The sequence below is a fragment of the Aureispira sp. CCB-QB1 genome (genome assembly GCF_000724545.1).
Lineage (GTDB): Bacteria > Bacteroidota > Bacteroidia > Chitinophagales > Saprospiraceae > Aureispira.
In genome coordinates this window covers 162,938-180,048 of the sequence record NZ_JHBV01000024.1, presented here as the reverse complement: position 1 = coordinate 180,048, position 17,111 = coordinate 162,938, and the positions used below count along the sequence as shown (strand labels likewise).

The window sequence follows — 17,111 nt, the reverse complement described above, 5'->3', positions numbered from 1 at the left end:
ATTCTAAAAACAAATAAAGATGGCAACTCAAAGTGAAAAAATACAAAAACTTCAAGATGAAATAAAAAGTTATAAAGAAACATTGATCAAATATGGTGACATGTTTAATGCTGATGGTGTAATAGAGGAGCACGAACAGAAAAAACTAGATCAAATGCAGAGTATTATCCAAAAAGTGGAGAAAAAACTTGTTGCATTGAAAGAGAAAGCGGAGAAGAAATCAGTTAATAATAGCGTAAATCCTGATATAGAAAAAGGGGATAAAGGGGTGTATAAAGATGTGACCAAGCAAAAGTTAAATCAAATTATTAATGTTTTTACAAAAGGCAAAGGAGATGCTACAGATGTACATTGGAATGATGTGAGTCAAGGAGCATTGGGAGACTGCTATTTTATGGCTGCAATCGGAGCTGTAGCAAAAGCAAATCCAGCAGCACTAAAGAAGCTAATCAAAGGTCCTGATTCAAAAGGAAATTATGAGGTTACAATGTATATTGATGGTGCGCTTTTTAGTTCTCGTAAAGCCAAAAAAGTTACGATAACTCCAGAGTTTCTTGTAGATAAAAATGGAAACCCTATTTATGCTAAAGCTGGAGATGTAGAAATGTGGGTTATGTTGCTAGAAAAAGCTTATGCAATTCTAAGAAAAGAAGAAAAGTATTGGGATCTTAGGGTGAGTGGATTAGATGATGGTTATAACAAACTGAAAGGTGGTTTTGGAGAGGAAGGGATTGAAGTTTTAACAGGAAAAGAAGCATCTACTTTGTGGATCAAAAACCTCTCGGATGAGAAGATAAAATCTGTTATTACTAGTGCATTAAAGGATAAACGACCTATAACTACGGGAACGATTCCAGGACCAGACAAAGGGAAAAAGGCGGATAAAAAACAAATAGCAGCTCAAGGACTGAATATTGTATTAGGTCATGAGTATTTTGTATTGGCTTTTGATGGATCAAATATTACATTGCAAAATCCTTGGAATGCTGAAGTTGTAGATGGAGATGGTCGTGGAGATATTACATTATCGTTTGCAAATTATAAAAAATATTATAGGAATATTTGTGTACAGGATAAATAAGCAGCTATGAAATTCTTAATTTTAGCTTTAACTATAATTTTTTTTTATTCTTGTAATAGTCAAACCACCCAAAACAATATACAAATGAATTCATCAATTTGGTCTTTTACAGAAGGCACCGTAGGTATGATTGGAGAACATAAAGTGATGTTTTCTAATATAATGATACAAGATTATACATTGGCAGATGGAACGTCTAAAGAAGGACCAGCGGCAAGTTTATCGTTACCAAATAATAAAGAATGGCAAACAGCTGGAACTGGATGTATTTTTACATTAGATGGGGTAGAATATGAGGTAACGAATGTAGAAGAAGGTGATCCTTTTGGAGAAGTTACTGTAAAAATACATAGACCTATTTTTTCCTTTACAGAAGGCACCGTAGGTATGATTGGAGAACATAAAGTAATGTTTTCTAATATAATGATACGAGATTATACATTGGCAGATGGAACATCTAAAGAAGGACCAGCGGCAAGTTTATCATTACCAAATAATAAAGAATGGCAAACAGCTGGAACTGGATGTGTTTTTACATTAGATGGAGTAGAGTATGAGGTAACGAATGTAGAAGAAGGTGATCCTTTTGGAGAAGTTACTGTAGTTAAAAACAATTAGTTTTTTGCAATTTGAATAAAGGCCATTAGACAAAAATGTCTAATGGCCTTTTTTACTAAAGAGAAGCAGGTGAATGGGGGCAATTATAGATATTCTTGCTCTCAATCTTACCCCACAGAAACCACATCCGACTTAAACGGACTACGAGGTTGCCATTCTTCTTTTGGATTTAGGCTGTCAAATACAAATTGCAATATTTTGCTAGATAGCGTACTTCTATGCTTAAAAAAGCACAGCATATCTTGAGATACAGCTCCTACTGAGCTTTTGATTTCTAGCGCAGTACGAGCAAAGTCAATGCGCTCAACTTGACCATCTATTGCTCTATTCACCAAATCATATAAGATATTAAGATAAACTTGGTGTTCTCTATTATAAGCTCCGTCAACGCCTAAGAAATGTGCATCCATTTCTTGATAGTTAAAAATGGCAGTATAAAAAGCAATGAGTTGATCATCAATAAAATAAGCTGTTAGTTTGTACTGGTCTCCCAAATCTCTTTTTAGTGCTGTGAAATATTGCTTATGTAATAAAAAGGCATTAAATCCAGCGCCATCAGCTATCATTTTGTATAGCTCATAAATTCGATCTTCATGCAACTCAATTTCAGCTAAACTAAGTTCTTTTTTTATAATAGCTTTTCCTTTCTTGCGAGCCCGCTTAGCTCTTACTCTGTATTTCGAACTCATATCACCTAAATAACTATCAAAGTTATCCCAATGAGGGCGCATATCCATGTACATACTAGGCTGCATGAGAAATGGGTGGTAGGTTTCCTTTTGAAGTTGTTCTTTTAGCGGTTGGCAATCTTCTATTTTGTAGTCTTTTAGTAAGTGTACACTAACTTTTGTTTGCTCTTTATCTAGTATATTTTGCAGGGCATCCAATGAGTCCTGAATCAAGCTAGCTGTTTGCTGTTCAGAGATAGGAATATTAAAGTGGAAACCATATTCGCCTGTTAGTAATAAGTTGCCACAAATCAACAAGTTAAATTCGGCTCGCTTGATAAACCATTTTTTTACAGCATTACTAAATGCTCTGATCAAACAATTCGATTTATTCGTATTTTCTTCCTCATTGTTCTGTTGTAGGCTGTCTTCTACATTTAGTTTAAATATTTGATTATATGCAATTCCAATAGGCAAATTATCTTTGTAAAAGACAATATACCTAAAACTCATTTTTTCAGGAGGGTAGTTTTCAAGTGTTTGTAAATAAGTGCTTTGTAGAAATAGATTGTCTTTAGGGGCAACACTATCCCAAGTTTCTTTTATTTCTTGTATACTATTTTTGACTTGAATGGCATAACCAGTATTTTTAGGCAATGAATAAACTTCGACATTTTGTTGGTTAGCATTGATTAACTGTTTGCTAACATTGTTGGAAGAAAACATGTAGAACATATCGGTTGTTTGATTGGTATACGTTTTTATGAATGGGCTACGTTATTTTGATAAAATAAAATATAAAAAATTATATTTCTAAAACAATAACAATTAGTTATCATTTTTTAAGTCAGAATTATAGCTTCAAAAGTAGTGGTTTTTTTTAGTATACGATACTAAACATTGAATTGGGGGCTTTTTGTTGTCATCAATCTCTAAAATAAATGTTAAATTTTAAAAAAACAGAAAAAGGATTAAACCTTGGTTTGAAATTCTAGTCTATAGAATAAATGCCATTGATAATAATAGTTCGCTAATTTTTGTTTTGTTTTTTTATAAAAGAAAATATACATTATTCTATTGATAGTCATTTTAATAGAATGTTTAGACGAACTAATATGATAAAGCTGCTTACTAAAAAATAAGAATTGTTAGAACCTTCACAACATAACAAAGATACAGAAAAAAAAATCCTTTCACAGTTAAGGAAACCTGAAAGCTTTGAGAAAGGATTTCGATTCTTGGTGCAAACTTACCAAGAGCGTTTGTATTGGCACATTCGACAAATGGTAAATTTGCATGATGATGCCGATGAAGTTTTGCAAAATACCTTTATCAAAACATATCGAGGGATTAAAAACTTTAGGGGAGATGCTCAACTGTATACGTGGATGTATCGCATTGCAACAAATGAGGCACTTACATTTTTGAAGAAGAAAAAAAAGTATGCAACCGTTGATTTGGATAACGAGGAAGGGAGCTTGATAGGTAGTTTGGAAGCAGATAAATATTTTGATGGCAATCAAGCAACTATTTTATTGCAAGAGGCCTTAAAACAATTGCCAGAAAAACAACGACAAGTTTTTATTTTTAGGTACTATGATGAGTTGAGCTATAATGAGATTTCAATCATATTGGGTACTTCGGTTGGTGGTTTAAAAGCGTCTTATCATCATGCTGTAAAAAAAATAGAAGCTTATGTGAGAAATAATATTGACTCGTGAACTGGAAATATTAAGGAATGCAAATGATTGATAGTTAAATTAATGTGAGATATTTTTTTATGGTTTTACTTCGTGAGTCTGCTGGTTCATAGAAAAACTAAAAAAACAACGGAGTATTATAATCAATAACATGGAAAAGAATAAGATTGATAAAGAACTAAAGGATCTTTCACCGTTTTTATCCGAACTAAAAAAGGATAAAAAGGAAGGTTTTTCTATGCCTGCTAACTATTTTGATAAATTTGAAGATCGCTTAATGCATCGAATAGAGGAGGAGCAAGCTATAGAAGGAAAACAGCAGTCTCCAAAACGCCTTGCTTTTTCTTTTTGGGAGGGAATTAAACGCTTTTTTAAACCACATTATGCCATTGGTTTCTCTACTTGTGCATTGCTTATTATTGGCAGTATTTATGTACTACAACCTGTAGAAACTGCTACTAAATCGGATGTTATGGAGGGGCTTTTAGCAGATGGATCTATTGATTCTTATATCTATAATCATATTGAAGATTTTAAAACGGAAGACATTGTTGCTTTGCTAGATGTAGAAGAGGTAGCGGATATTCAGCAAGATATGGTAAAGGAGAAATTGACTGTTTCTAACGAACTTAGTACAGAAGAAAAGGCAGTAGAAACAGTTAAATCATCTATGGATAAGGCATTAGAACAGGTAGAAGTTGAAAATCTGTTGGAGGATATAACAGAAGAGGATCTAGAATTGAATGATGATGATTTATTTTAAGTATTAACAATGACTATCAAAATAGTAGTTAGCTTAGTTACTCCCTGCGGTCATGAGCCAGCAAGCTAGGTTCGCTGCTACTGTCTGGTTTCAACGAGCTATTATTAAAAATGACTTAGCAACTATTTAGTCCTAGTATTTAGCTGTGTTATTATTGTATGGTCATGGATTACTTATACAGAAAAAAATAATATTATGAAAAAGAATATATTTTATGGAGTGTTATTATTTATCTTATTGATAAATACAATGCAAGCTCAAGAGCATCGTTCTAAAGAAGAACGAATACAAGCTTTAAAAGTAGCTTTTATAACTGAAGAACTAGCCTTGACACCAAAGCAATCACAGGGGTTTTGGCCATTATACAATGAGTTACAAGAAAAATTGAAAGCTCTAAAAAAAAGTCACAATAGACGTCTAGATGTGGACAGTATGTCTGATGAGGAGTTGGAAGTTTGGTTAGAGAATCATATCAAAATTGAAGAACAAAAACTAGCATTGCATCGTACTTATGCCGAACGATTTAAAGAAGTGATTACGATTCGGCAGCTTGTTAAGTTGACACAATCTGAACATCGATTTAGAAGGGAGTTGCTTCGACGAACAAAAGAAAGGAGAGAAGGAATGAGACGAAAAGGATAAATAAAAAACTGCTGCACGAAAACCTTGTGCAGCAGTTTTTTATTTTCTATATGGTTAGGGAACGATAAATTCAATTTTATCCTTACTCCAAGCTCCAAAGTATCCCAGTGCTCCCTCAGAGAAATTGGTAGTTGGATTGGCAGGAGCGGCACTAGCAAAACCAGCTCCAGCAATAGCATCTTCTAACGTTTTGAAGTACAAATGGGTAGCTTGATCGATAGAAGCCAACTCAATGGTAAGGGTATCGCCTGGCTCAAAACTCGTAAATGTTGTAAAGGAACGAGTGCTAATTCCATTGCTTAATTCATCATCTGCTATTCTATAATCTGTTCGGAAACCGACTTCTACGGAGTCATAATAAGTAGTTTGTATCGCATAGTAATTGGTCAAATTACCAGGATCTGTATAGTTGACATAGACAAAATATCTAGGAGGTCCAGGAATGCCGCCGCCACCAAATAAGTTGCCTCTATCTTGGACCGAGCAACTATCTATAGGAGTTAGAGGGGGCATTGTAGAACTAGCTGTGTACAACTTTCCGTCGATATTAATATCCAAGGTATAGGTATTGCCAATGGTTCCGATAAGAGTATTCCCTTTATAAATACCATCTCCTTTATGAGTGAGCGTTTCACTATTACCTGCTTGGTCTGTAATTGTCATGGTTGCATTCGTGATTGCAGGAGAAGTGCTGTTGTCGTAATAACTACTAGTTAAAGTAGCTTTGACGTAGCAGGTGGAGTCATTTTCTAAATAAGCCTCAAAAACAGGAGCAGGGTTTGCCTCATTTAAATCAACATCAATAATTTTTTCACAACTTGTTGTTAAGATGTAAAGTGCTAATAAGCTGATGATTATATTGAACTTCATAGTTTTGTTTTTTATATCAATAAGTCATACTTTGCATCATTTATTCACTCAACTACGAGCAGTTAAATGCTAGACAAAGTAGCCACTAGGTAATTGTTAAAATAGTTTAAAAAGAAAAATTCCAAGTTACCGTTGGAATAATTCCAAACAAACTTAACTGTACGGCATCCGTCTTAGTTGGATCTGCTTCATTGGGTCTAAAATCAATCGAGAATGGGTTATACTGGTTATAAACATTGTAAATACCAACTGTAAAGCTAGACTGGAATTTTTTTGTAGGTTTGTTTCTAAACGTAACAGCAATATCCAAACGATGAGCAGCAGGCATTCTGTAGCCATTTCGTTCGGTAAAATAGCTTACTTTTTGACCATTAATTTCATATTTGGCACTAGGGAATGTAACGGCATTTCCTGTCTGATAAATCCAAGAAAGTGAGAAAACCCAACGTTTTTTTAATTCATAAGTTCCCACAATAGCAATATCATGTGTGCGATCTTGTTTGGCAGGATAGGGGTTGCCTCTGTTGATTTCTTTGAACTGATAAGCTGTTTTGGATAAGGTATAACTAACCCAGCCATTAAAATCTCCAATCTTACCTTGTACCAATAGTTCTGCGCCATAAGACCAGCCAACACCGTTTAGAATCTGGCTTTCAATCCTAGTATTCAACAAGATATCCGCGCCGTTTTCATAATCAACTTGATTTTGTAGGTATTTATAATAGCCTTCTAAGCCAATTGTTAACTTATTTTTGAAAAAGCTTTGTTTGACTCCTAAACTAACTTGATCCGCAATTTGAGGCTTTACATTATTGGTACTTGGTATCCACATATCGTTCGGAGCAGCAGCAGTACTATTGCTCAATAAATGCACGTACTGATGAATTCTGTGATACCCGAACTCAAAGGCAGTTGTAGGGAAGGTCTGATAAGTGAGAGCAAGGCGAGGCTCTAGCCCCCAATAAGTTTGCACGTGCTCAAATGGTTTGTAAGTCGTTGTATCAGTTATTCTGTTTGACTCATCAAAAGTAAAAATATCTCCAGGACCAATTTGGTTGAAAAGAGAAACTCTTAGACCATAAACGGCTTTAAATTTGTCGGTAAACTGAATTTCATGTCCCGCATAAATTCCACTTTCAATAGCATGTTTTTTGTCCGCAATTAAGCTATTGATGTTATCATTGGAGGAGCGTAATTGACTAGGTTGAAATTCGTGATAGGTAGTATTAAACCCAAAGCGAATGGTATTTTTAGGATTTAAATAGTAACTATAGTCTTGCTTTAATGCATAGTCTCTAATTCCTGCTTCAATTGTAAAGTCATCGCCAGAACGACCAATTTTATAACCATAGTAATAATCACTAAAGAAAAAAGAAGTATTGGCAAATAGCTTTTCATTGAAAGTGTGATTCCAGCGGACAGTAGCGGTATAATTTCCATAATTGAGACCAAAATTTCCAAAACTAAAGTTATCTCGACCTGCATATCCAGAAACAAAAATTCTATCGTTTTTTCCAAAACTGTAATTGGCTTTTAGATTTAAATCCCAAAACCCGAGTCCTAGTTGTCCAAAACGTTCGTTGTCAAATACTTTTAGTAATAGATCCAAGTAAGTCGCACGTCCAGAAAGAATAAAAGAGCCTTTGTCTTTTACAATTGGTCCTTCAAATGTTAGGCGAGATGAAATAAGTCCTAATCCTCCAGATAAGCCAAATTTTTTCTTGTTTCCATTTTTCATATAAATATCTAGAACAGAAGAAGCACGACCGCCATATTGAGAAGGAATACCTCCTTTGTAAACCGTTAAATCTTTGAGTGCATCAGAGTTGAAAACAGAGAAAAAGCCCAAAAAATGGGAAGGGTTATAAACAACAGCTTCGTCTAACAAAATCAAGTTTTGGTCTGGTTTCCCTCCTCGAACAGTCAGTCCTGTACTACCTTCACTAGAAGCACTAATACCTGGCAGGAGCTGAATACTTTTAAGGATATCTTTTTCGCCCATAAATACAGGCAGTGTTTCTAGCTTTTTGACATTAATTTTAGTAGTACCAACACCTGCATCTTGCATCATTACATCGTCATCTTTTTCAGCCTTGACAACAATTTCTTCCATGTCTTTGGCACCGGTTCCTAGTTCTAGTGTCATGGTTTCATTTTCTTGCAAATCAATTTCTATTTCTTGGGCTTGATAACCAATGTAGCTTACAATTAATTTGTACTTTCCTTTGTCCAAAGTGAGAGAGTAAAAACCATATATATTTGTAGCTGTGCCAAGACTAGTGCCATCAACAACAATAGTTGCCCCAATGAGTTCCTCCCCAGAGTCGGCATCTTTGACATAGCCACTAAGGGTTGCTTTATCTCCTTGTGCAGAAAGCCATCCAATATTAATCAGACAGCAGAATATTAGTGTTAACCAGATTTTCATAGTAATTTTAATTTGAAAAATAGAGATTATAATAGTAGCCATTATCAGAAATGAATGGATAAATCATTCAAAGTCATTACAGATAAGTATGAAGTTATAATTGGTTTAAATCAGATTTATCTAGGATTTATGTCTCTTAAAGATATTATAAACTAATTGTGATTTCATACTTAAGTACTAATGGATTGTTTGAATTTTTATTGAGGTCAATACTTTGTGATGAAATTGTATTGGTATGATTGTCAGTGAAATATGTTTTAAATGTTCAACGTGCTACAATGCTGATAATCAAATTACTTCATAAGTGCTTCGCAGTTGATACAAAGGTGCTTTTTTGTTTTTGCGTTAACAAAGTAAAAAAACATGGAGTATTATGAAGTATAACATTTTCATAAACAAGCAAAACCCAAAATAGGTTTGGTGCAAAAGTCTTACTTTTTTTATCTAGAAACAAATAAATTCTATTTCTTAGCTTTTTTCATCTATTAATAGGCAAAATTCCTCAACATTAACGAATGATTCTCCTCTAAATGAATTTTATAAAAAAAAAATATAAAGAGATTCTAGTTTGGGTAGCGTATTTCCTTTTGTTATTCTCTGTTGCACATGACAATTGGGGAACGATTCAAAATGGGGCAGAAGTCTCCTTATTTATGGTTGTTGTTCATTTTGTTATTTTTTATGGAAATTACTATGTCTTGATGCCATTGACATTTGCCAAAAAGAGGTATTTATGGTTTACTTTCGGAAGCATAATTTTTATAACAATATGGGCTGGTTTAACTTATTGGGTGTTTCGTTATGCTTTCCAATCAGGGTATTGGACATCACCAATTGAATTTAGTGCCATAGAGTATTCGAAGTCTATTCCAAAGGTAGAATATCTGTGGACTGGACGAATTAGTTTGAGTGGCTTGAATGTATTTTTTATCAGCATTCTTTATTTTTACGCAGAACAAGAAAAGTCATTACAGCAGCGTATGTGGGCATTGGAACACGAAAAAGTACAAGCAGAAGTTAAGTTGTTACGAATGCAAATTAACCCACATTTTTTGTTCAATGCACTGAATAATATTTATGCACAAGCAGTACTTGAAGAAAGCAACGTTGCTGATTCTATCCATAAATTATCTGGCTTACTGCGTTATACGCTATATGATTGTGATACGGACGAAGTATCTTTAGTCCGTGAAATTGAGTATATTGATAACTATATTGATTTACAAGAGTTAAAAGAAGATGCCTTGGAGCAGATCGAGTTTCGAGTAGAGGGAAATATAACCCAAGTTAAAATAGCTCCTATGTTGCTAATTTCTTTTGTGGAGAACGCATTTAAACATGGGAATATATGGCAAGGAGGTTGGATACGGATTGAACTACACACTAATTCCAAGGAGCTAGTATTTAAATGCCTTAATTCTATAGGTAATAGCAATCAAATGAAAGACACCGCTTCTGGAATAGGATTAAAAAATGTAAAAAAAAGATTGACTTTAAACTATCCTAATCGGCATCAGCTAACGATTAATAAGGATAGAGATGTATTTGAGATTACCTTAAAAATAAGTAATGAGTATAACTTGTCTAATCATTGATGACGAACAACCTGCAAGAGAATTATTAAAAAAATACCTTTCTAAAGTACCAGACTTAGAGTTAATTGGTGCTTGCAAAAGTCCCTTGGATGCTTTAAGCATTATTCAAGAACAATCAGTGGATTTGTTGTTGTTAGATATTCAAATGCCAGACTTGAAGGGAACTGAGTTGCTGAGATGTATTACGGGAAAACAACCACTGGTTATCTTCACTACAGCTTATCAGGAATATGCTATAGAAGGATTTGAGTTGGACGTTGTTGATTATATGTTAAAGCCAATTAGCTTTGATCGTTTCTTAAAAGGAATCCAAAAAGTTTTGGAGCACAAACAATGGATGGAATACAAACACCAAAATTTGCCTTCTAAGAGTATTTCTACAGAAAAAGACTATATAGCACTAAAATCGAATCAAAAGCTTCACAAAGTCCAATTAAATGACATTCTATATATAGAAGGAATGAAAGAATATGTGGTATTTTATACAGAAGTACAAAAACTAGTTATTCATGCTTCTTTGAAGTCTTTAGAAACTCGATTGCCTCAAGATGCTTTTTTGAGGGTACATAAATCTTATATTGTTAATAAAAATAAAGTGTCAAATATGTTTGGTAATCAATTGGCAGTAGGAGATAAGTACATTCCTATTGGTTATTCCTATAAGCGAACGATTGTCAACCAAATTTTTTAAAGGCTAGGGAAATAAATCTACAGAGGTTTAATTTTAATAATTCGCAAAAAGCATGAATAGGAGTGTACTAACTATTATTGAGTTGATATAAAGAATAATTAATAAAACACATGAAAGAATGAAAACTATATTAGGTCAGGAAACATTGCGAGAACAGCCACCTCGCTACTTGAGCCCACTTACTTGTATCAATGTGTTGTTTGGTGGTTTTTCCATTCAATTTGGCTCTATTTTCTTTTGGTTTGGAATGATTTTTCTCTTAGTTTTTGGAGGGCAATCTAGTGCCATACATTGGTTTAGTTTTGACGGAGAATGGAAAGAAACAGAAGGTTTGTTATTAGAAATTAATGAGACATCCACAGAAGTGAACGATCAAATTATCTATGAATATGTATTTTCTTATAATGCCAACGGTCAATCGTTACTCGGTACCTCTAGTGCTGTATTTGGAGGAGAAAAAGAAGGACAGATAGTAGCAGTTGAATACAAATCGGGAAATCATCTACGTTCTAGAATTGTCGGAATGAGGACTGAAATTTTTCCTGGGTGGGTCCTCTTTTTAGTGCTTATTTTTCCTGCTATTGGCTTTGGATTTTTATTCTTTGGATTCAAAGAAAATATAAAAGCATTGAGGTTATTAAAAAATGGAATGTTTACAAGAGGGAAAATGAAGAGTTATAAAGCCACCAATACTAGTATTAATGAAGAAACGGTCTATGCTTATGAATTTGAGTTTTATGCCAATAATAAGCTTTATATAGCTACTTGCAAAACCCATTTGACAGCACAAGTAGAGGACGAAGAAGCAGAAAAAATTCTTTATGATAAAAAGAATCCTGAGCTAAATATCGTGTATGATGCGATGGGAGCAGCCCCTAAAATTGATCGTTTTGGAAGAATTGAGCAATCTAACCTGTTGGCATTGAGTTCTTTATTGTCAACTGTTATTGGTTTGTTAATTAATGGGTTGATTTTTTATTTTTTATTCCTAGTTTAATTAATTGATTATTAGTTCATTATGTGTTGTTTGCTGTTTTTTTTTAGTTGCTCAAGAAGTATTTAATGTTTTTATTTGGAAATAAAAAAAAAGATTGTAGTTTTGCAATCGCTGAAATGCAAATAAGAATTTTTTGCCGATGTAGCTCAGCTGGCTAGAGCAGCTGATTTGTAATCAGCAGGTCGTGGGTTCGAGTCCCTCCATCGGCTCTAAAAAATTAAAAGTCTGTTCCTCGTGGAACAGACTTTTTTTTATTGTGACAGCTTAATTTGCTAAGCTTATCTTTGATACAATTCAAAGCGTGTGGGTTGTCTTCTAGCAGGATAGTAATTGTTATTACGATCAGTATCTGCTGTTTCTAAATAAGGATCTAAGATGATTTCTTCAAGTTCTTTTTTGCTTACAAAAACTTTTGACACCTTATCAGCGCGCTGCTTCCAAATTTCGGCAGGAATATGAATAACTTCAGAAGTTCCATCTGTATATTTCATTTCCAAAATGATTGGCATAACCAAACCACCTACATTGCTAAAAGCAACCTCGTAATAATTGTAAGCTCCATCAATTAATTCTTTTTCTTCTTTACTCAAACCAGCAATATATTGTTCGTTCAGCTTTTTGTCACGTTCAGATACTCTGTATTTATCACGGTCGTTGTATTTATCTCTTAGTTCAGGGTATTTCTCCATCAAGGTTTCTTTTACTGCTTTCTGATCATTGTTTCTAATCTCAGAAATACCACGAGGAGCTTTAGCATCCCACTTTTTCTGAACCATGATTTCTTTTTCTGTATCGTGGCTGTTTAGTTGAAACCATTTGACACCATCTATAGAAATATCAACATGGTCTGTTGTATAGAACCATCCTCGCCAGAACCAATCTAAATCAACTCCAGAAGCGTCTTCCATTGTACGGAAAAAATCAGCAGGAGAGGGGTGCTTGAATTTCCAACGGTTGGCATATTCTTTGAACGCATGGTCAAACAATTCTCTGCCCATAATCGTCTCTCTCAAAATATTCAAAGCAGTTGCAGGTTTCCCATAAGCATTATTTCCAAATTGCAAGATAGACTCCGAATTAGACATAATTGGAACAATATTATTTTTGTCTCCACGCATATAATCTACAATATTAGCAGCAGGTCCTCTTCTTGATGGAAAATCACGCTCCCACTCTGTTTCAGTTATATATTGTAAAAACGTATTTAACCCTTCGTCCATCCAAGTCCATTGGCGTTCATCTGAATTAACAATCATAGGAAAGTAGTTGTGACCTACTTCGTGAATGATAACACCAATCATACGATACTTTAAGCGTTCAGAATAGGTGCCATCTGGGCGAGGTCTTCCAAAGTTAAAGCAAATCATAGGATATTCCATTCCTGTAAAGTTTGCATGAGTAGAAATTGCAGTAGGGTATGGATAGTCAAAAGTATGTCTAGAATAAACTTTTAAAGTGTGAACAATTGCTCGAGTAGAGTATTTTTCCCAAAGAGGATTTCCTTCTTTGGGATAATACGACATTGCCATGACCGTACGGTCACCAAAAGGCACGCCTTGAGCATCCCAGATAAATTTACGAGAAGAACAGAAACCAAAATCACGGACATTCTCTGCTTTAAAGACCCAAGTTTTCTTTTCCTTTACCTTTCCTTTTTCAATTTTTTCAGCTTCTTCTTGTGATATAATCATAAGAGGCTTATCGGACTTCTTAGATTTTTCTAATCGCTCTAGTTGTGTTGTTGTAAGCACCTCTTTGCTGTTTTGTAAAACACCAGTTGCACCAACAGTATGATCAGCAGGTGCTGTAATAGCAACTTTAAAATCACCAAAAGAAAGAGTAAATTCACCACGACCTAAAAATTGCTTGTTTTGCCATCCATCTGTTTCATTATAAGAACACATTCTAGGATAGAACTGAGCAATGTGATACATGTAGTTGTCTTCTTCTGGGAAATATTCATATCCAGAACGACCACCATAATTACCACCATCATTTACGTTATACCACCACTTGATGTTAAAAGATAAATTGCCCTTGGGTTTTAAAGGTTGCTCCAAGTCAATACGCATCATAGTCTTATTGATCGTGTATTTTAATGGATTACCTTTTTTGTTCGTGACTTTTTCTATCTTAAAACCACCATCAAAATCATTGTGCCAAGCAGATTTTATTTCTCTATACCCCATTTCGGAATAGACTTTTCCTGGGCGTGTTTTGTGAGAATCAGAATCTTTGGCTCGGACATTTTGATCCAATTGAACCCAAAGATATGTTAAGGCATCTGGTGAATTATTATAATAAGTAATGGTTTCTTCACCTAAAATACGTTGCTTTTCATCATCAATTTCGATTTTCATATCATAATCGGCGCGTTGCTGCCAATACTCATGACCAGGTGCACCTGCCGCATTTCTATAGGTATTAGGTGTTGGTAACTCTTGATACAATTGCTGAAACTTCGTAGCGCCTTGATTTGAATTCTGAGCATTTGTGCTAAACAGAATACTCATACCAAGCAAACCAAAAAGAAATTTTTTTAGCATGATTTGTTGTTTTATCTGATTGTTGTTATAAAATTAATCTTGTAAAAATAAAGCTTGTCCAGTCTCCCAAAGAATTGGAATAGTAATAGCTATAATTATTACAGAAAGAATGATTGGTAAATATTTTTGTGGGATTTTTGCATACTTCAAAAGTACAAAATTTATTATTAAAGCGATAGCCAAGATTAAAATTTGACCAACTTCTAACCCTATGTTAAATGCTAGGAGAGGAGTGAACAGAGATTCGTTTTTTGATAAAATAAAACGCAAATAGTTGGAAAACCCCAAGCCATGTATAATCCCAAAAGCTGTTATTATGATGTAGTTTAAAGTACTTTGTTCTACGTGGAACATTCCTTTTTGAACAGAATCTTCTATCTTTGTTGTTTCCGTATTTGTTTGAAGTTGATCTTTTTTTCTAAAAATAGTAATTAAACAAGTTGCAATGATCGTGACAGGAATTAGAAACTCAATTAGACTGCTATTGATTTTAACAAGTTCTAATGTCGCTAGAGCTAGTGCAATAGAGTGACCAATAGTAAATGCTGTAACCAAAAGTATAAGTTTTTTGGCATTTCTTATTGTGTAAGCTGCAGCTAAAGCAGCTATAAAAAGGATGTGATCATAAGCTCCTAAATCAGAAATATGGCTCAGTCCTTGCTTAAAGAAAAAAATAAAATCATTCATCTTTATGCTTTTAATAATGTTTTAAACGTGAAATAATGAACTAAAAATACAAACTAAATTTCTTAAAAAAGATGCTTTGAAGTTTTCTTGTACTAAATAAATGACTACTTAGATAAACCTCTGTTTTAATAAGATTAATTCAGTTAATATACGTTAGGTAAATATAGTTTATAATGAAAAAAATATACATTCTTTTAGTGTTGCTAACAATGACTTTAATGTCTTTTTTTGCGCACCCTATTTATGTTTCTACATCAGAAATTGATTATAACAAAGAAGAAAAAAGACTGGAAATTGCTATCAAAATATTTAGTGATGATCTAGAAAAAGTGCTTAGTGCTAAGAAGGGAGAAGATGTCGAAATAGGAACAGATAGAGAGCATGCTAAAGCCACAGAGTATATTATAGAATACTTAAAAACTCATTTTGAAATTGAAATAAATGGGAAGAATACGGATTTTGAATATGTCAATAGAAGACTAATAAAAGATGATTTCTTTGCTATGTGGGTGTTGATACAAGTTCCTAAAGTTAATCGTTTAAAGTCACTGGTATTAAAAAATAACATCCTCATTGATTTCAATAATGGTCAACAAAATCATATTAAGTTTCGAGATTCAGGAGAGGGGACTTACATTAGAAAAGTTACTAGCAAAGGACATGAGCAAGTTGTTTTGAAGTAAGCAAAATATGTACAAAAAAGGACAATGTTCCACGTGGAACATTGTCCTTTTTTGTTTCGTTTGGGTTGAGATGTTCCACGTGGAACATTATGCAATGCGTACTCCTTCGTGGTCTATTTGAGATAAAATAACCGTATTTCGAATTTTCTTAGATGAATAAATATGCTCTAGAGAATTAGCTACCTTTTCTGCTTCTAAACTATTTTTGCATAAAGCAAAAACACCCGAACCTGTACCTGCTAGACCTGCTCCAAGAGCCCCATGCTCTAATGCTGCTGTTTTTAATTCTTTGAAAAAAGGAACAAGATCACACCAATGTTTTTCAGCAATATAGTCGGTTAATGTATTGGATAGTAAATCAAGATTGGTCGTATACAAAGCTTGTACAAATGCTCCTAAGTTAGCCGATTGTTGAATGGCATTGTCTATGTCTGTTTTATGCGTTAAGTTATTTCTAACTTGGCGCTGAGTTAACCTCTGATTGCGAGCATAAATAACAACAATATGCAATCCTTTTATTAATGGAAGACGATGGAAATCTACATTCTGATGATCTCTTGTTAATATAATACCTCCAAGTAGAGAAGGAATAAGGCTGTTGATTCGCTGCCTTCCTTCTGCCACTTCTTCACCTTTTATAATAAAAGGAATTAGTTCCCTCTTTGAGAGCCGAGAACCAAATGCTTCGTTTACAGCATAGGCCCCAGCTACAGCACTTGCGCTGCTAGAACCTAAACCATAGCCTACGCCTATTTTTTTGTTTAAGGTTAAATCCAACCCAGCGTTAGAATCTAAATCAAAATTATTTTTGAGATGATCCAAAACCAATTGTGCAGAAACACCAGCTGCGTTTTGGTCTGTTGTTAGAGGAATTTTAGTTTTGTTGTTTAGTATAGACGAAATATGAATGCCCGATTCTGTATTGGGTTTGACAATAATTTCATCACAAGGAGCACTTAATGCTAAGCCTAAGGTGTCTAATCCGCAACCTAAATTAGCAATAGTAGCAGGTGCTATAACTTTAAAATTTGATTTGAATTTCATAATCTTTGTAAGGAATATATATAATTGCAGAGATGTAGAATTAATTTGTTTAAATTTGCCTTATATCTAAAACAAAATTTCAGCACAAATTTAAAATA

15 protein-coding genes and 1 tRNA gene are annotated in these 17,111 nt (G+C 34.0%); 10 read left to right on the top strand and 6 right to left on the bottom strand.

The window, feature by feature from the left end:
• Positions 1 to 19: 19 nt before the first annotated feature.
• Positions 20 to 1,081 carry a C2 family cysteine protease gene (locus CG11_RS12045; RefSeq protein WP_052596526.1) on the top strand — a complete coding sequence of 354 codons (1,062 nt, stop codon included), beginning with the start codon at positions 20 to 22 and terminating at the stop codon, positions 1,079 to 1,081.
• A gap of 84 nt (positions 1,082 to 1,165) precedes the next feature.
• Positions 1,166 to 1,699, top strand: coding sequence for a hypothetical protein (locus tag CG11_RS12040; protein ID WP_156039752.1), 534 nt, complete (start codon positions 1,166 to 1,168; stop codon positions 1,697 to 1,699).
• A gap of 107 nt (positions 1,700 to 1,806) precedes the next feature.
• Here CG11_RS12040 and CG11_RS12035 read toward each other — a convergent pair whose 3' ends face one another.
• A complete protein-coding gene (locus CG11_RS12035; RefSeq protein ID WP_081909538.1) occupies positions 1,807 to 3,102 on the bottom strand; it encodes a GNAT family N-acetyltransferase in 1,296 nt (431 codons plus the stop codon).
• 410 nt (positions 3,103 to 3,512) lie between these two features.
• Here CG11_RS12035 and CG11_RS12030 point away from each other — a divergent pair, with 410 nt between their 5' ends.
• The 3 genes from CG11_RS12030 to CG11_RS12020 all read left to right on the top strand — a co-directional run bounded on the left by CG11_RS12030 (position 3,513) and on the right by CG11_RS12020 (position 5,472).
• Positions 3,513 to 4,088: an RNA polymerase sigma factor gene (locus CG11_RS12030; RefSeq protein ID WP_052596522.1), complete on the top strand. Its 576-nt coding sequence runs from the start codon at positions 3,513 to 3,515 to the stop codon at positions 4,086 to 4,088.
• A 130-nt stretch (positions 4,089 to 4,218) separates the two neighbouring features.
• Positions 4,219 to 4,830 (top strand): hypothetical protein, encoded by a 612-nt coding sequence (locus CG11_RS12025; RefSeq protein WP_052596521.1) that lies wholly within the window; start codon positions 4,219 to 4,221, stop codon positions 4,828 to 4,830.
• 195 nt (positions 4,831 to 5,025) lie between these two features.
• Positions 5,026 to 5,472, top strand: coding sequence for a hypothetical protein (locus CG11_RS12020; RefSeq protein WP_052596519.1), 447 nt, complete (start codon positions 5,026 to 5,028; stop codon positions 5,470 to 5,472).
• Positions 5,473 to 5,526: 54 nt separating this feature from the next.
• Here CG11_RS12020 and CG11_RS12015 read toward each other — a convergent pair whose 3' ends face one another.
• Positions 5,527 to 6,342, bottom strand: a complete 816-nt coding sequence (locus CG11_RS12015) for a DUF4249 domain-containing protein (protein ID WP_052596518.1) — start codon at positions 6,340 to 6,342, stop codon at positions 5,527 to 5,529.
• A 106-nt stretch (positions 6,343 to 6,448) separates the two neighbouring features.
• Positions 6,449 to 8,770, bottom strand: a complete 2,322-nt coding sequence (locus tag CG11_RS12010) for a TonB-dependent receptor (protein WP_052596516.1) — start codon at positions 8,768 to 8,770, stop codon at positions 6,449 to 6,451.
• Between the two features lie 530 nt (positions 8,771 to 9,300).
• Between CG11_RS12010 and CG11_RS12005 the strand changes: the two genes are divergently transcribed.
• From CG11_RS12005 to CG11_RS11990, 4 genes are all read left to right on the top strand, one after another.
• On the top strand, positions 9,301 to 10,365 hold the full coding sequence (locus CG11_RS12005) for a sensor histidine kinase (protein ID WP_052596515.1): 1,065 nt from the start codon (positions 9,301 to 9,303) through the stop codon (positions 10,363 to 10,365).
• The gene (locus tag CG11_RS12000) at positions 10,340 to 11,056 is read left to right on the top strand and encodes a LytTR family DNA-binding domain-containing protein (RefSeq protein WP_052596513.1); all 717 of its coding nucleotides are present in this window, start codon (positions 10,340 to 10,342) and stop codon (positions 11,054 to 11,056) included. Before CG11_RS12005 ends, CG11_RS12000 begins: the two co-directional genes overlap by 26 nt.
• A 118-nt stretch (positions 11,057 to 11,174) precedes the next feature.
• Positions 11,175 to 12,053, top strand: a complete 879-nt coding sequence (locus CG11_RS11995; protein ID WP_052596512.1) for a hypothetical protein — start codon at positions 11,175 to 11,177, stop codon at positions 12,051 to 12,053.
• Positions 12,054 to 12,188: 135 nt separating this feature from the next.
• A tRNA-Thr gene (locus CG11_RS11990) sits at positions 12,189 to 12,262 on the top strand.
• A gap of 69 nt (positions 12,263 to 12,331) precedes the next feature.
• On the opposite strand, the gene CG11_RS11985 is transcribed toward CG11_RS11990, so the two are convergent.
• Together CG11_RS11985 and CG11_RS11980 are read right to left on the bottom strand one after the other, a co-directional pair.
• Positions 12,332 to 14,599 (bottom strand): M1 family metallopeptidase, encoded by a 2,268-nt coding sequence (locus tag CG11_RS11985; protein WP_052596510.1) that lies wholly within the window; start codon positions 14,597 to 14,599, stop codon positions 12,332 to 12,334.
• 33 nt (positions 14,600 to 14,632) lie between these two features.
• Entirely contained in the window at positions 14,633 to 15,286 is a 654-nt protein-coding gene (locus CG11_RS11980; RefSeq protein WP_052596508.1) for a HupE/UreJ family protein, read from the bottom strand.
• 173 nt (positions 15,287 to 15,459) lie between these two features.
• On the opposite strand from CG11_RS11980, the gene CG11_RS11975 reads away from it, so the two are divergent.
• A complete protein-coding gene (locus tag CG11_RS11975) occupies positions 15,460 to 15,969 on the top strand; it encodes a DUF6702 family protein (protein ID WP_156039751.1) in 510 nt (169 codons plus the stop codon).
• An 87-nt stretch (positions 15,970 to 16,056) separates the two neighbouring features.
• On the opposite strand, the gene CG11_RS11970 is transcribed toward CG11_RS11975, so the two are convergent.
• Complete coding sequence (locus tag CG11_RS11970) at positions 16,057 to 17,013, bottom strand: homoserine kinase (protein ID WP_052596505.1); 957 nt, start codon at positions 17,011 to 17,013, stop codon at positions 16,057 to 16,059.
• Between the last annotated feature and the right edge of the window lie 98 nt (positions 17,014 to 17,111).

Excerpts from the sequence above, each read along its gene's own strand:
- CG11_RS12015 (WP_052596518.1), bottom strand. The coding sequence starts at position 6,342 with ATGAAGTTCAATATAATCATCAGCTTATTAGCACTTTACATCTTAACA.
- CG11_RS12010 (WP_052596516.1), bottom strand. The coding sequence starts at position 8,770 with ATGAAAATCTGGTTAACACTAATATTCTGCTGTCTGATTAATATTGGA.
- CG11_RS11970 (WP_052596505.1), bottom strand. The coding sequence starts at position 17,013 with ATGAAATTCAAATCAAATTTTAAAGTTATAGCACCTGCTACTATTGCT.
- CG11_RS11980 (WP_052596508.1), bottom strand. The coding sequence starts at position 15,286 with ATGAATGATTTTATTTTTTTCTTTAAGCAAGGACTGAGCCATATTTCT.
- CG11_RS12035 (WP_081909538.1), bottom strand. The coding sequence starts at position 3,102 with ATGTTCTACATGTTTTCTTCCAACAATGTTAGCAAACAGTTAATCAAT.
- CG11_RS11995 (WP_052596512.1), top strand. The coding sequence starts at position 11,175 with ATGAAAACTATATTAGGTCAGGAAACATTGCGAGAACAGCCACCTCGC.
- CG11_RS12040 (WP_156039752.1), top strand. The coding sequence starts at position 1,166 with ATGAATTCATCAATTTGGTCTTTTACAGAAGGCACCGTAGGTATGATT.
- CG11_RS11975 (WP_156039751.1), top strand. The coding sequence starts at position 15,460 with ATGAAAAAAATATACATTCTTTTAGTGTTGCTAACAATGACTTTAATG.
- CG11_RS11985 (WP_052596510.1), bottom strand. The coding sequence starts at position 14,599 with ATGCTAAAAAAATTTCTTTTTGGTTTGCTTGGTATGAGTATTCTGTTT.
- CG11_RS12025 (WP_052596521.1), top strand. The coding sequence starts at position 4,219 with ATGGAAAAGAATAAGATTGATAAAGAACTAAAGGATCTTTCACCGTTT.
- CG11_RS12000 (WP_052596513.1), top strand. The coding sequence starts at position 10,340 with ATGAGTATAACTTGTCTAATCATTGATGACGAACAACCTGCAAGAGAA.
- CG11_RS12005 (WP_052596515.1), top strand. The coding sequence starts at position 9,301 with ATGAATTTTATAAAAAAAAAATATAAAGAGATTCTAGTTTGGGTAGCG.
- CG11_RS12045 (WP_052596526.1), top strand. The coding sequence starts at position 20 with ATGGCAACTCAAAGTGAAAAAATACAAAAACTTCAAGATGAAATAAAA.
- CG11_RS12020 (WP_052596519.1), top strand. The coding sequence starts at position 5,026 with ATGAAAAAGAATATATTTTATGGAGTGTTATTATTTATCTTATTGATA.